General features: G+C 43.1%; 12 protein-coding genes, 1 tRNA gene and 1 pseudogene. 10 read left to right on the top strand and 4 right to left on the bottom strand.

Features of this window, described 5'->3' with window-relative positions; all coding sequences use genetic code 11:
• Positions 1 to 270: 270 nt before the first annotated feature.
• Complete coding sequence (locus WDV74_RS02160) at positions 271 to 891, top strand: TIGR04211 family SH3 domain-containing protein (RefSeq protein ID WP_338884297.1); 621 nt, start codon at positions 271 to 273, stop codon at positions 889 to 891.
• Positions 892 to 906: 15 nt separating this feature from the next.
• Positions 907 to 2,082 carry a multifunctional CCA addition/repair protein gene (locus WDV74_RS02155; protein WP_338884296.1) on the top strand — a complete coding sequence of 392 codons (1,176 nt, stop codon included), beginning with the start codon at positions 907 to 909 and terminating at the stop codon, positions 2,080 to 2,082.
• Positions 2,083 to 2,123: 41 nt separating this feature from the next.
• Here WDV74_RS02155 and folB read toward each other — a convergent pair whose 3' ends face one another.
• A complete protein-coding gene (folB, locus tag WDV74_RS02150) occupies positions 2,124 to 2,477 on the bottom strand; it encodes a bifunctional dihydroneopterin aldolase/7,8-dihydroneopterin epimerase (RefSeq protein WP_338885511.1) in 354 nt (117 codons plus the stop codon).
• 109 nt (positions 2,478 to 2,586) lie between these two features.
• Here folB and plsY point away from each other — a divergent pair, with 109 nt between their 5' ends.
• The 3 genes from plsY (at position 2,587) to WDV74_RS02135 (ending at position 4,767) form a co-directional block, all read left to right on the top strand.
• Positions 2,587 to 3,246: a glycerol-3-phosphate 1-O-acyltransferase PlsY gene (gene plsY / locus WDV74_RS02145; protein WP_338884295.1), complete on the top strand. Its 660-nt coding sequence runs from the start codon at positions 2,587 to 2,589 to the stop codon at positions 3,244 to 3,246.
• Positions 3,247 to 3,694: 448 nt separating this feature from the next.
• Positions 3,695 to 4,210 carry a hypothetical protein gene (locus tag WDV74_RS02140; RefSeq protein ID WP_338884293.1) on the top strand — a complete coding sequence of 172 codons (516 nt, stop codon included), beginning with the start codon at positions 3,695 to 3,697 and terminating at the stop codon, positions 4,208 to 4,210.
• 14 nt (positions 4,211 to 4,224) lie between these two features.
• On the top strand, positions 4,225 to 4,767 hold the full coding sequence (locus WDV74_RS02135) for a DUF5384 family protein (protein ID WP_338884292.1): 543 nt from the start codon (positions 4,225 to 4,227) through the stop codon (positions 4,765 to 4,767).
• A 227-nt stretch (positions 4,768 to 4,994) separates the two neighbouring features.
• On the opposite strand, the gene tsaD is transcribed toward WDV74_RS02135, so the two are convergent.
• The gene (gene tsaD / locus WDV74_RS02130) at positions 4,995 to 6,032 is read right to left on the bottom strand and encodes a tRNA (adenosine(37)-N6)-threonylcarbamoyltransferase complex transferase subunit TsaD (RefSeq protein ID WP_338884291.1); all 1,038 of its coding nucleotides are present in this window, start codon (positions 6,030 to 6,032) and stop codon (positions 4,995 to 4,997) included.
• A 405-nt stretch (positions 6,033 to 6,437) separates the two neighbouring features.
• Between tsaD and rpsU the strand changes: the two genes are divergently transcribed.
• The 3 genes from rpsU (at position 6,438) to rpoD (ending at position 10,704) form a co-directional block, all read left to right on the top strand.
• Positions 6,438 to 6,653 (top strand): 30S ribosomal protein S21, encoded by a 216-nt coding sequence (gene rpsU, locus WDV74_RS02125; protein WP_001144069.1) that lies wholly within the window; start codon positions 6,438 to 6,440, stop codon positions 6,651 to 6,653.
• Positions 6,654 to 6,768: 115 nt separating this feature from the next.
• Positions 6,769 to 8,517, top strand: coding sequence for a DNA primase (gene dnaG, locus WDV74_RS02120; RefSeq protein ID WP_338884290.1), 1,749 nt, complete (start codon positions 6,769 to 6,771; stop codon positions 8,515 to 8,517).
• A gap of 336 nt (positions 8,518 to 8,853) precedes the next feature.
• A complete protein-coding gene (gene rpoD / locus WDV74_RS02115; protein ID WP_338884289.1) occupies positions 8,854 to 10,704 on the top strand; it encodes an RNA polymerase sigma factor RpoD in 1,851 nt (616 codons plus the stop codon).
• A 55-nt stretch (positions 10,705 to 10,759) separates the two neighbouring features.
• Here the strand turns inward: rpoD and WDV74_RS02110 are convergent, their stop codons facing one another.
• Complete coding sequence (locus WDV74_RS02110; protein ID WP_338884288.1) at positions 10,760 to 11,539, bottom strand: GNAT family N-acetyltransferase; 780 nt, start codon at positions 11,537 to 11,539, stop codon at positions 10,760 to 10,762.
• A gap of 284 nt (positions 11,540 to 11,823) precedes the next feature.
• Here WDV74_RS02110 and WDV74_RS02105 point away from each other — a divergent pair.
• Positions 11,824 to 11,899: transfer RNA gene (locus tag WDV74_RS02105), tRNA-Ile, on the top strand.
• A gap of 219 nt (positions 11,900 to 12,118) precedes the next feature.
• On the opposite strand, the pseudogene WDV74_RS02100 reads toward WDV74_RS02105, so the two are convergent.
• Positions 12,119 to 12,396, bottom strand: a pseudogene (locus tag WDV74_RS02100) (helix-turn-helix domain-containing protein).
• Positions 12,397 to 13,321: 925 nt separating this feature from the next.
• Here WDV74_RS02100 and WDV74_RS02095 point away from each other — a divergent pair.
• Positions 13,322 to 14,491, top strand: a complete 1,170-nt coding sequence (locus tag WDV74_RS02095; RefSeq protein ID WP_338884286.1) for an MFS transporter — start codon at positions 13,322 to 13,324, stop codon at positions 14,489 to 14,491.
• Positions 14,492 to 14,624 lie beyond the last annotated feature (133 nt).

The following is a 14,624-nucleotide window of genomic DNA, read 5'->3' as shown; positions in this document are numbered from 1 at the left end:
TCAATGGATATTACAGAATTCGTTCTTAATCCTGTTTACACTTTCTTTCACAGAAGAGAAAAATAAACCACAATAGGGTATTATCTCAACAAACATCACTTTCTCTTCGCCAAAAAAAACTTAAAAAGCGTGTATTCGGTCAGTTGATTCGCATTCATTCTGGTTTACTGATTGCGCCCACAAACTTAACTCTTTACTATCCCTTGGGTAGTTTAAATTACGATTGTCCATACTTGATTGATCCACACACAAAGAACAGTTGAGCACAGAATGCAAAAACTACATCGATTATTGATCTTGTTATTGAGTTTCTCTCTTCCATTATCCGTACACGCTGAAGAAAAACGTTATGTTTCCGAGGAATTATCAGCTTATATTCGTAGCGGCCCCAGCATTAAAAACCGTATCATTGGCTCATTGAATGCCGGCGAAGAAGTCATATTAGTCAGCCCTAAATCAGATAATGGTTTCCTGCAAATTCAGGATCGCAAAGGGCGTACAAGCTGGATACTCGCAAATGAACTCAGCACCATTCCAAGCCTGCGTGAGCGCCTTCCTGCAATGGAACAAGAGATCAAAACACTGACTGAGAATCTGGCCACCATTGACGATAAGTGGAATAAGCGTACCGCTGAATTGCAGAACAAAGTGGCAAACAGCGATAAGATCATCAGTGATCTAAAAAAAGAGAATGCCCAGCTCCAGAGCAAATTAACCGTGGCTGAGAAAAAGGTAGAAGTGGCCAATTTGCAGTTGGATGATAAACAAAGAGAAATCATCTTGCAGTGGTTTGCCTATGGCGGTGGGGTTGCGGGAATTGGCCTGATTTTGGGGCTTATATTGCCACACATTATTCCTCGTCGGAAAAAGAAAGATCGTTGGATGAGCTGATTTAAGGAAATAAACGTGAAAGTCTATTTGGTTGGCGGCGCCGTTCGCGATCAATTATTAGGCCTGCCTGTCACCGAACGGGACTGGGTTGTCGTTGGCAGTCACCCAGAGGAACTACTGTCTCAGGGCTATCAGCAAGTTGGTAAAGATTTTCCTGTCTTCTTGCATCCCAAAACTCATGAAGAATATGCTCTGGCACGCACTGAAAGAAAATCCGGTCAGGGATATACCGGTTTTAGCTGTTATGCCGCTCCCGACGTGACGCTGGAAGAAGATCTGCTGCGCCGTGATTTAACGATTAACGCTATTGCACAAACTCGTGAAGGTGAATTGATCGATCCTTATCATGGTGCCAATGATCTCAGCAATCGTATCTTGCGCCATGTCTCCCCTTCATTTGCAGAAGATCCATTGCGAGTGCTGCGTTTGGCTCGTTTTGCGGCCCGTTTTGCCCATTTAGGCTTTTCAATTGCACCTGAGACCCAAGCGCTCATTACATACATGGTCGCAAGTGGTGAATTATCCTCATTAACTCCTGAGCGCGTTTGGAGAGAAACTGAAAAGGCGCTCACTTCACAATCACCACAAATCTATTTTCAGATTTTGCGTGATTGCAGAGCATTGGCTGTACTCTTTCCTGAAATAGATAACCTGTTCGGTGTTCCTCTGCTTGAACATGATGCTGGACTTCATTCATTAAGCGTTTTGCAGATATCCACCCAATTGAGCGAAGAGACAGACATTCGTTTCGCCTCACTATGTAGCCATATCGAAATAACGTCGCTGAAACAAATGTGCGAACGACTACGTATTCCCAACTCGGCACGCGACCTAGCCACGATTGTGACGCAATATCACAATTGGGTACATACCGTAGAACAATTACCGCCAGAAACCTTGCTGAGCTTGTTTAATGCCGTGGATGCCTGGCGTAAACCACAACGTATTGAACAACTCATTACCTGTAGCGAAGCAGACAACCGTGGATACCCAGAAGCAGAAACTTCACCTTACCCACAAGCTGAGTATTTACGCAACGTGTTCGCCATTGCCAGCCAAATCAGCGTCCAGGAAGTGATTGCCCGTGGATTTCAGGGAGCCGAGATCCGCACAGAATTGGAACGTCAGCGACACATTGCCATCGCAGACTGGAAACAACAATCGATTGATGAAGTTCCCCCATCCATTTAGCGTCCCAAACCATTCATTAATAAATTGGGACGCTTTTTCAATTAGCCCGCACTTCGCTCAATCACTACGCCGACGCTTTTTGCCTGTGCAACCGCACCGGGTTTACTGACCTTAACCTTGACCCAAGGAGAATGAAATTGGTTTAGCAAAATACCTGCCACTTCTTCTGCGGCTCGTTCGACCAGAGCAAAACGTTGGCCTGCCACGTGATTAATAATCGCCTCGCTCACCTTGGCATAATCCAGACAGTGCTCAACATTATCACTGGAGGAGGCTCGTCTGTTGTCCCATCCCATTTCGATATCGAACACTAATTTCTGTTTAATTGTTTGTTCCCAGTCATAAACACCAATAGTGGTAATCACCGTTAATTCTTCAATAAATACGATATCCATCACGACCTTTTCCCCATTTTTCGGTTCGCCAGATACCACTTCCGACGAAATGTGCGTATTATCCATTGTTAGACTGAAGAAAACGACCCTTATTCATTGGAGATATCTTATGAGTGCAATCGCGCTTAGCATGATCATCTTCGCGTACTTATGTGGCTCTATATCTAGCGCGATATTGATCTGCCGTTTGGCAAGACTTCCCGATCCCCGCCAGCATGGCTCCGGTAACCCTGGGGCAACAAATGTACTGCGCATCGGTGGTAAATGGGCTGCATTAGCAGTACTGGTTTGTGATGTCCTAAAAGGGCTAATACCGGTTTGGCTGGCATACAAACTCAACGTTTCCCCATTTTATTTAGGTATTACCGCTATTGCTGCCTGTCTGGGACATATTTATCCCATCTTCTTCCACTTCAAGGGAGGAAAAGGCGTTGCAACCGCTTTCGGTGCCATTGCTGCCATCGGTTGGGATCTAATGGGTCTGATCACAGGAACATGGCTGCTAACAGTGTTGTTAAGTGGCTATTCCTCATTAGGTGCTATCGTCAGTGCACTAATTGCACCTTTCTACGTCTGGTGGTTCAAACCTGAGTTTACTTTTCCCGTTGCCATGTTGTCATGTCTGGTACTTATGCGTCATCACGATAATATTCAACGCCTCTGGCGAGGACAAGAAAGCCGTATCTGGCAGAAATTGAAAAAGAAACAGGAAATGACCGATAAAGAAAAAACCCAGGCAACTCAAGAACAAAAGCAACACGAGGACTGACCACTATCTGTAAAACAAAAGTGTAAACCCTTCCCCTTTTGGGATAACTGTAGTGATTGCAAATATCAGTTTTATGTGTAATGTAAAGATTGGTGGCTAACTTCTGGGGAATAAGATTTGTATTCCGTACATATTCCCCCATACAGATAACAGACTGCTTTATCTGCTTACCCAATGGTTAGGATCAAATCCTTCATCAGCCTAATACGTCAAAATTTCACAGCAATGAATATGCATATTTTCCCATCATAAATATCCACCCCTAACTTTCATTAAAATAAAAACCTTATTTTTCAATAAATTAATTACAATAAAATATTCTCAATACTCTTTCATAATTTAGTTACAGCCAAGCCAAAAACAATTATAGCGGGTGGATATGATCTTGTTTTCTATCACAAAAGAATGCACTATTATATCCTTTTTTTTATTGTGATAGGAAATAAGAATGAAAATTAAATCATTATGCATCTCAGTAATCGCCGCTTCTTCTATTATCATTAGCGGATGTCAATCCAATGCTGATTCATTTGCAGCAGATGTTTATGACACAACTCAATTAAATGCAAAACAGGAAACAAAGACAGTGAATATCATTTCTGTGCTTCCTGCCAAAGTTGCTGTAGAAAACAAATCCAATAAACAGGCAGCTCAAACATTTGGCGCCATTCTTGGTGCAGTAGCTGGTGGTATTGCTGGTTATAACGTAGGTTCTGGTTCCAATCTGGGTACCGCAGCGGGTGCAGTAGGTGGTGGGGCTGTTGGTGCAGCCGCGGGTTCATTAGTCAAGGATAAGGTATTGGTTGAAGGTGTTTCCCTGACATATAAAGAAAAAACTAAAATTTATACCTCCACTCAAGTTGGTCGTGTATGCCAATTCACGCCTGGGCTGGCTGTCATTATTTCAACTAAACAAAATGAAACCCGCATTCAGCCTAATGCCGCTTGTCCAGATAAAAAATAATAAATAGGTGAATCATGGTTAAAGAAATTTTCATTTCCTCTTTATTAGTCACTCTCTCTATGCCTGTTTTTGCTTCTCCTCTTCAAAGCCAGCTTTCTGCTATTGCTCAAGCTGAAAGTGAAGGTAAAGCGGAAGAACAAAAACAACGCGATGCTCAACAAGCTAAATTAGAAAGAGCAGCCAAAGCAGAAAGAGAAAGAAAACAAAAAGAAGCGGCAGCCAGAGCAGAAAAAATCAGAAAAAAAGAAGCTATTCAAGCAGCTGAAAAACAGAGAATACTTGCTGAAACGGCCGCAGATAAAAAACGAGATCAAGCCTATGAAGATGAGCTACGCAAACTCGAATTAGAGATGAAAAAACTCGAATTGGAGAAACGTTCAGCTAGAGTAAAACGAGAAAACGAATTCATTGATCAAGAACTAAAAGCTCAAGCAGCAGAAACAGATGTTATCCAGTCAGAAGCTGATGTTAATCGTAATTTGTCATCAGGTGGAAAATCTCTGTTAGAAAGTGAGGGGCGGGCTCGCGAGAAACAATCCAGCGGCTGGTTCAAATAATATATGATTTCAGACTTGCTTTAATATTTTACTTTGAAAACAAGATCTCAGTCGTTTTGAACTGCACCCCAAAAGTTAGGTACTAACTGATTAAGGTGCAATTTTTATAGTACCTTGGAGGCCTTGCTCGCGCCGTAATGTGAGTCAAGCACCAACGGTTAAATTTGGAGATAAAACAGACTATCTATTTTATCACTGAGGCGAAGACATCACCTCTATGTTGGTGATTACTTGTGCAAAGCAGGAAGATCCGCTAACGGCCAACGCGCTTTCACCGTTACGCCTAATTCACCGGCTGTACCGCCTTGCAAACGGATCATACCAGCCAGCGCGATCATTGCTCCATTATCAGTACAGAACTCAGGTCGAGCGTAGAAGACTTCTCCTCCCAGCTTTTCCATCACTTGCTGCATTTTGGTACGTAATGTTCGGTTTGCGCTCACTCCGCCTGCCATCACCAGACGTTTGAAACCAGTCTGTTCCAACGCGCGTTTACACTTAATTGCCAGTGTATCCACTACTGCATCTTCAAATGCACGGGCAATATCTGCCTTGGTTTGCTCATCCTCAGCCATATTATGGCCATGAATGTTATCGCGGATGGTATTCGCTGCGAACGTTTTCAGGCCAGAGAAACTGAAATCTAATCCCGGACGATCGGTCATCGGACGTGGGAAAATAAAACGTCCCGCCTTCCCCTGCTGCGCCATACGGGAAAGCACTGGCCCGCCTGGGTAATCTAAACCAAGCAGTTTTGCTGTTTTATCAAAAGCCTCGCCAGCGGCATCATCGATGGATTCACCCAACAGTTTGTATTCACCGATACCCGTTACACTAATAAGCTGGGTATGGCCACCTGAAACCAACAAAGCAACAAAAGGAAACTCAGGGCTGTTTTCTTCCAACATCGGAGCCAGCAAATGGCCTTCCATATGATGCACGGGTATAGCCGGTACATCCCAGGCAAATGCCAGTGAACGCCCAATGGTCGCCCCAACCAGCAACGCACCAACTAATCCCGGTCCCGCAGTATAAGCTACTGCATCAATGTCTTTACTCGTCAACCCTGCTTCCTTCAAAGCCGCCTGAATCAAAGGAACCGTTTTACGAATGTGATCACGGGACGCCAGTTCAGGCACAACACCACCATAATCAGCATGTAGCTTGACCTGGCTGTATAATTGATTGGCTAGCAGACCGGTTTCTTCGTCATAAATTGCGATTCCGGTTTCATCGCAGGACGTTTCTATACCTAAAACTCGCATTGCACTATTTGTCTCGTCGTCTCGTGTCTTGTTATCTGGTCATATACATTCGCATTCCTTTCAACGCGCAACAGTGTAACACTATCTATTGTTGAATTCTCTGCCGACACACCTTCCATATCAATATTCTCACCACTGAATCCATTACATGCTGGCTATTTTTTCTGTTTAGTCTATAATCAATGCCCTACTTGAATATCCTGTGTGGTTAATGTTAATAACGTCGGTATCAGGCTGCTCTTTTTATAGACAAAAAGGCACCCTATAACCCGTGGCGTTATCGGTTTCAATTGCCTCGGCACTTTACAAGGCCGTGTTCATTGAAGTAAAATTCCGCACCATTTTAAAGACGGCTGGCACTATCACGCCAGCGACAAACCCGATTTCTATTGAGGTGAGAGGCACATGCCAGTAATTAAAGTACGTGAAAACGAGCCATTTGACGTAGCACTGCGTCGCTTCAAGCGTTCTTGCGAGAAAGCAGGCGTATTAGCAGAAGTTCGTCGTCGTGAGTTCTATGAAAAACCAACGACTGAGCGTAAACGCGCTAAAGCTTCTGCCGTTAAGCGTCATGCTAAGAAGCTAGCTCGCGAAAACGCACGCCGCACTCGTTTGTACTAAATCTACGCGGTCAGTCCGCTTAGTGGTTGTATTAACAAACTACTGCAGTTAAAGGCCGTGCTTTCCCAAAGGAAGCGCGGCTTATTCTCGTTCATCAACAGGCGAAAAAGGGCTTATGGCTGGACGAATTCCACGCGCATTTATCAATGACTTGTTAGCAAGAACCGATATCATTGATTTGATCGATGTTAGGGTGCCTTTGAAAAAGAAAGGCAAAAACCATCAAGCGTGCTGTCCTTTTCATAACGAAAAAACCCCTTCATTCACTGTGAATGGTGATAAGCAGTTTTACCATTGCTTCGGTTGCGGGGCACATGGCAATGCCATTGATTTTTTAATGAACTATGACAGGTTGGAATTTGTCGAATCCATTGAAGAACTGGCAGCAATGCATGGGCTGGAAATCCCCTACGAAACAGGTTCCGGCAGTAGCCAAATCGAACGTCACCAAAGGCAAAATCTTTACCAACTGATGGAGAAGCTCAATAGCTTCTATCAGCATTCACTGGAGACTCCCTGCGCCCAATCAGCCCGACAATATTTGGCTCAACGTGGGCTCAGTGAAGAGATCATCCAGCGTTTCGCCATCGGTTTTGCGCCTGCGGGATGGAATAACACCTTAAAACGGTTTGCCCATAATGCGGAAGAGCGTAATCAGCTAAATAATGTAGGAATGCTGGTCACGAACGACAATGGCCGAACTTATGATCGTTTCCGCGAGCGGGTGATGTTCCCCATTCGCGATCGTCGTGGTCGCGTGATTGCATTCGGCGGCCGGGTGCTGGGAGATGAGCTTCCCAAGTACCTGAACTCGCCGGAAACAGAAATTTTTCATAAAGGCCGCCAGCTATATGGCCTTTATGAGGCACAGCAAAGCCACAATACCCTGACAAGGCTATTGGTAGTTGAAGGCTATATGGATGTTGTTGCGCTAGCCCAATTTGGCATTGACTATGCCGTGGCGTCTCTGGGAACATCCACGACAGCTGAACACGTTCAGTTACTTTTCAGGACAACCGATAATGTCATCTGTTGTTACGATGGTGACCGTGCAGGTCGTGATGCCGCATGGCGTACATTAGAAACCGCGCTGCCTTATCTGAATGATGGTCGGCAATTACGTTTTATGTTCTTGCCTGATGACGAAGATCCTGATTCATTGGTTCGCAAAGAAGGACGGGAAGCATTCGAGCAGAGAATGGAAAAGGCATTGACCTTATCTACATTTTTGTTTGAATCACTCTTGCCGCAGGTTGATTTAAGTAACCCAGAAGGAGCGACTAAACTCAGTTCGCTAGCCATGCCACTGATAAGTCTTATCCCAGGGGAAACTCTGCGACTTTACCTGCTTCAAGAACTTGGAAACCTGTTAGGTACGCCTGATACAACACAATTGGAACGATTTTTGGCAAAACTTGTCAAAAAAGATACCAATACTTATCAGGCGCTAAAACTGAAACCAACAACAATGCGCATACTGATCGCATTACTGGTACAGAATCCGCATTTAGCGACATTGGTTCCCCCGTTACAGGGAATGTTTCCTACTCAGATAGCAGGACTGCCATTATTCATAGAGCTTGTCGACACATGCCTTGCGCAACCCGGTTTAACCACTGGGCAACTGTTGGAGCAATATCGCGATAATAAGTATGCTAAACAGCTTGAAAAACTCGCTGCATGGAACGATATACAGATAGAAGAGATTGCTGAAAAGACTTTCAGCGATGCATTGAACCATCTTTTTGCGTCAGCACTTGATGAACGTTTTAATTTTCTAATGGCTAAAGAGAGAACTGAAGGCCTGACACCAGAAGAGCGTGAAGAAGTCCGGTTAATTACACTATCTGGTGCGAGGAAATAAGAATCTGTTTCAGCAAGGCTATATTCCTTCAAGTTTACATTAACTTGCTGGTTATACTATTTGGCTTATTTATATAAGGTTTATATCCCTAATATGATTTGCTGAAACTATCGCTTGATAAAAATATAGCTTGGTGAAACAGATTCTAAACCAAAACCTAAAATCACAGATACAGAATTCACGGCTTAAATGCCGCATTAGGTAGGGCAGGTAACCCTACAATTGCCGCAATTGAGGGCAGCGGCAATACAATGAAAACGCCCCTAAATATTATTGTTGGCATATTTGTTTCGCCGACCGACCCCAACCAATACTCTGAAGTGTGGATACCGTCTTATGGAGCAAAACCCGCAGTCACAGCTAAAGCTACTTGTCACTCGAGGTAAGGAGCAAGGCTATCTGACCTATGCTGAGGTCAATGACCATCTGCCGGAAGATATCGTCGATTCTGATCAGATAGAAGATATCATCCAAATGATCAATGACATGGGCATCCAGGTAATGGAAGAAGCACCTGATGCCGATGACCTCATGTTGGCAGAAAACACAAATGACACAGATGAAGACGCAGTGGAAGCAGCTGCGCAAGTGCTATCTAGTGTTGAGTCAGAAATCGGTCGTACCACCGATCCGGTTCGTATGTACATGCGCGAAATGGGCACGGTTGAACTCTTGACTCGCGAAGGTGAGATTGACATTGCAAAGCGCATTGAAGATGGCATCAACCAAGTGCAGTGCTCCGTTGCTGAATACCCAGAAGCAATTACTTACCTGTTAGAACAATACGACCGTGTTGAATCCGGCGAGAGTCGTCTATCCGATTTGATCACGGGTTTCGTTGATCCTAATGCAGAAGAAGATCTTGCCCCAACTGCCACTCACGTTGGTTCAGAACTTCCGCAGGAAGAACTTGACGACGAAGATGACGAAGATGATGAAGATCGTGATGATGATACTGACAGCGAAGAGGATAACAGCATTGATCCAGAAGTCGCTCGCCAGAAATTTTCAGAATTGCGTGAACAATATGAGCTGACTCGTCAGGCGATTAAGGCTTATGGTCGTAATCATCCTAATACCGCAACAGAAATATTAACTTTATCTGAAGTATTTAAACAGTTCCGCTTGGTACCAAAGCAGTTTGATCACTTGGTCAACAACATGCGTTCCATGATGGATCGCGTACGTCTTCAAGAACGTCAGATCATGAAGATGTGTGTTGAACAATGCAAAATGCCGAAGAAAATCTTCATTACGCTGTTCTCTGGCAATGAAACCACTGATACATGGTTCACCGCTGCAAAAGCAATGAATAAGCCATGGTCTGACAAATTGCTGGAAGTTGAAGAAGAAATTATGCGTAGCCTGCAAAAGTTACGCCAGATCGAAGAAGAAACCGGCCTGACCATTGAACAGGTCAAAGACATCAACCGTCGAATGTCAATCGGTGAAGCGAAAGCCCGCCGTGCGAAAAAAGAGATGGTTGAGGCTAACTTACGTCTGGTTATTTCGATTGCGAAGAAATATACCAACCGTGGCCTGCAATTCCTCGATTTGATCCAGGAAGGTAATATCGGTTTGATGAAAGCGGTTGATAAATTTGAATACCGTCGTGGTTACAAATTCTCAACTTACGCAACATGGTGGATCCGTCAGGCTATCACACGTTCTATTGCGGATCAGGCACGTACCATCCGTATCCCAGTACATATGATTGAGACCATCAACAAACTCAATCGTATTTCCCGCCAGATGTTGCAGGAAATGGGTCGTGAGCCTTCACCGGAAGAGCTGGCAGAACGTATGATGATGCCTGAAGATAAGATCCGTAAGGTACTGAAAATTGCCAAAGAGCCAATCTCCATGGAAACCCCGGTGGGTGATGATGAAGATTCACATCTGGGCGATTTTATTGAAGATACCACTCTCGAACTGCCGCTGGATTCAGCAACGTCAGAAAGCCTGCGCGCGGCAACTCATGATGTGCTGGCAGGTTTGACTGCACGTGAAGCGAAAGTGCTGCGTATGCGTTTTGGTATCGATATGAACACTGACCATACCTTGGAAGAAGTGGGTAAACAATTTGATGTAACCCGCGAACGTATTCGTCAGATCGAAGCAAAAGCACTACGTAAACTGCGCCATCCGAGCCGTTCCGAAGTACTGCGTAGTTTTCTTGATGACTAATCAACGGATTTAGTGATAAATCTGAAAAGCGTCTGTTTCGACAGACGCTTTTTTATTATTTGCGACTAAATCCCTGATATTCAAACAATGGCTTAAACCCAATACGCCGGTACAACCCATTACCATAGCGAGAAGCATCCAAATAACATACAGTTGCACCATCTTGTTTAGCTTTATTCAGTACATAATTGATCAAGGCAAAAGCATATCCCCTTCGCTGCTTTTCCACCACCGTACTAATATCATCAAGACGGACAAAATTATTTAATCTTGATAGAGTTAAAGAGCAAACCGGCATCTCATCAATATAAAAGGTATAATGTTGCAAATTTTTTCCTGCATCCAAGGCTGCCTGATGGCATTTTTGGTATTGCCCAGAAATAGCGTCATCTGTCACAAATGCACTCTCTATCGGGATTGCCCAATCATCTAAACAGTGGTCAACACACCGAATGTCATATTCCATAACCGAGACATTGTTCATCTGCCAATCCATCAAATCAAGCTGCATAGCTGTAGTTATGCTATCAGCATCCAACACAAATCCAGCCTGCTGAATCACTGCTAAAATTTGACTATCTGGCTCTACAGCAACAATTGTAAAAGGGACATAAGTCTTCTCTTCCAGTAACCGAATTCCCCTTTGTAAATCTCCAGCAGTCTGTTCACTAACATTGATCACCAACAAAAAATTCAATGAATCCGTTTCAACACCTGTCACATAGACTCGAATCCTTTCACTGAAATGCTGGGACATTTGGCTGATAGACGAAAAAAAGTAATCTTCTATTTGGTGATGGCCCCAAATAGCAGTCGATAGCTGATCTTTTTTCATATTTATTTACCAAAAATTTTTATAAAAAGTAAAAGCATAAGAAGGGTGGAAAAACACAAAACTGAACTAACAAGATTTTCTTGACCAGATTATGATCAGAGACCAACAAATAATCAGAAATATTTATTATAAAAGCAACCAACATCACTAAAAAAGTGTTCAGATTACGTCCAATAGGCTGAAATACGTTAAAAGATACTGATTATTGTCTATAAAATACGCATACGAATTTTGGGGGCTAGACCTAACACCAAACTGTGCCGTATAATCTCCCCCAATTCGACGGCCCCTTAGCTCAGTGGTTAGAGCAGGCGACTCATAATCGCTTGGTCGCTGGTTCAAGTCCAGCAGGGGCCACCAGATTTATCAAGGGGTTGCATCAAAAGTGCGACCCCTTAGTTTTTTCTAGGATACCTTCTAGCAGTACGCGAGGTATAATCGATTAACATCGCTACGGTAATAAGCCGTTATCATATTTCTCTCTGTGATATTTATCACATCCCCTGAATATTCGACGTTTACCTTGCTCCTTTTCTAATCACCACTTGAAATGCAAAACGCCATGATTTCTAACAATGGCTAAGTTCGGATCTCAAGAACTGATGAATAATTATTCCGTGGTTTATGGCAAGCGTGGTGTTCAATTAATCGGCCATACGAATCAAAATAGCAGCTAGACCAGATTTCTGAGGGATGTATTTCGAGAAGCTCCATTCGCCTTTAGAACATGGACAGCTAAGAATATTTGCCAGTGTAGTAAGTTCTGCTTCACGAGAGACAGCCGCTAAGGTTGGTCCACACTTACGTAATGCAGCAATAATATCGGCTTGATGCCAGTCATTTTTAACGTTATTCATTCCTGCTACCTCTTCCGATGATTACCAGATTTACCGAGAAAACACGGCAGAAAATATCGCGCTATTGAAGAAATGGCTCGCCTTAAATAGGCTAAAATAGGGAGACAAGCTTCATTACGGAGTGGTTTTTATTTATGTTTTGGCAACGATTATCAATTCACAAATGAAGCCTTTTCTATACGAGTTAAACTTCAAGTTGCAATTTACAACACGACATGAAACCTGATTTCTCCTCATTTCACGGGGAGAAATCACACGCATCTTGAAGTTAGATTGGTATAGTAATTAAGTCAGTTTTAATATAACAATAAACATTGTTTTTTCTTTTAATTACGAAATCTTATAAACTTCCCCGATGCCAGTTCATTAATGCATTATAATTATTTATTAATCTATTTTTGACCAAGCCTTGTTTTAGAAAATAACGGCCGCATAAACACATTCAATATTCCTTAAGAGGAAAGTATCATTTTATTGCCTCCATACTAAAAACATGATGCAGAACTAGACATTTTCAACAAAAATTTAATTGAGTGAAATAACGCTATTTTATCACACGTGGATGGAATCTTTTTATATCCAACAGAACCTTAAGGAAACCAACCATTTTATGGTACTCACAATTATTTTTGACTAATAACAGCTTCATATTTTTATGATGTTCACTTCTTACGTACTTTGCCCTCGAATTTACATAACCATTTTCTCCATAAATCTTTTCATTCATAAGTATCAGTTTTTCTCGTTGTATCTCTTTGTGAGAAAGGTCTATAGTCCGCACCACTCAAGGTCATTGAGTGACTTACCTACTGCTTAAATCATCAAGATATATTCCAGTCCTTGGCATATATCGTGACCGCTATTCGGCAAAAACGTGATGAGAAGCAGCGCTTTTGGCTGATTTTTTTATGTGGAGACGACAGTAGTGAAACTGCTGCGCAAGAATGACAGTGCATTTGTACCTGTCGCCGGCTTGACTGTTTTTGCCATTGCTTCTGGTTACCTAATGAGCTTAATTCCGCTGTCGATGGCAAGTTTCAGCATTGATACAGTTTATGCCAGTTGGTTAGCCAGTGCTTATTATGCCGGTTTATTAATCGGCTCAATGATGATTGAGCCTGTTATCGCCAAGATAGGTCACCGCCTTTCATTTATTGCTTTTTTGTTGCTTTTATCAGCAACTGTTATCCTCTTGCCTTTTTTTCCAAATAAAGAAATTTGGTTAGTTGTGCGATGTATTGCCGGCGTGGCCGTTGCCGGTATCTTTGTCGTGGTCGAATCCTGGTTATTGATCGGTGACAACCCCAAAGAACGAGCCAGACGCCTGAGCTTTTATATGACGTCTCTTTACGGTGGAACAACTTTAGGACAATTATTGATCGGGCCTATTGGCACACAGGGAATGATCCCCTTTATGGTCATTTCGGCACTGCTGTTTGTCGCAATTTTGCCTCCATTATTCGTACGTCATGGTCAGCCTCCAGCGCTCCACCACCAAAGTCTATCGTTAAGAAAAATGACTGAATTCAGTAAACCTGCGATCGTTGGTTGCATGACATCGGGCATTATTATGGGCACTATCTATGGTCTGATGCCTTTATCACTCAGCCAAAGTCATTTCAGTGCCGATCAAGTCGGTGTATTAATGGCAGCCATTATTCTAGGCGGAATGGTCATACAACCCATTATCAGTAAACTGTCCGTCATCATGAGCAAAACTTTTTTATTGGCAATGGTTTCATTACTGGGTGTATTTGCCGTAGGAATGACCTATCTCTTTGAACATTATATTGTCATGATAGTGTCACTGGCTCTTTTGGGCATGTCATCTTTTGCGCTGTATCCCATTGCGATTACCCTTGCTTGTGACAAGCTGGATGCATCCTATATTGTAGCGGCAAGCCAGGTCATGTTGTTAAGTTACAGTGTCGGTTCCGCCGTTGGGCCACTGGTAGCAGGGCATTTTATGCTACAACACTACTTTAAGGTTCAACACAATGGATTGATGAGTTTCTTTTTCATTGTGTTATTGGCTACTGCGATTTATATGCTGCTGGCGAGCTTGTATCGCAAAGACCGTGTACTGGCAAGCTAAATAGTTTGTCAAAATGATAGGTACAACTTAATGCCTCGCACTACGAGGCATTAAACCCCCTACGATTTGTAGTGGTTCACTATTATAAAAACCTAGTTAGAAATCACCGCTTTTAACTTTTACGCACCACTTT

The sequence above is a fragment of the Xenorhabdus sp. TH1 genome, from assembly GCF_037260955.1.
GTDB lineage: Bacteria > Pseudomonadota > Gammaproteobacteria > Enterobacterales > Enterobacteriaceae > Xenorhabdus > Xenorhabdus griffiniae.
Note: the sequence above shows the minus strand (reverse complement) of the source record. Positions and strands in the feature narration are given on the sequence as shown.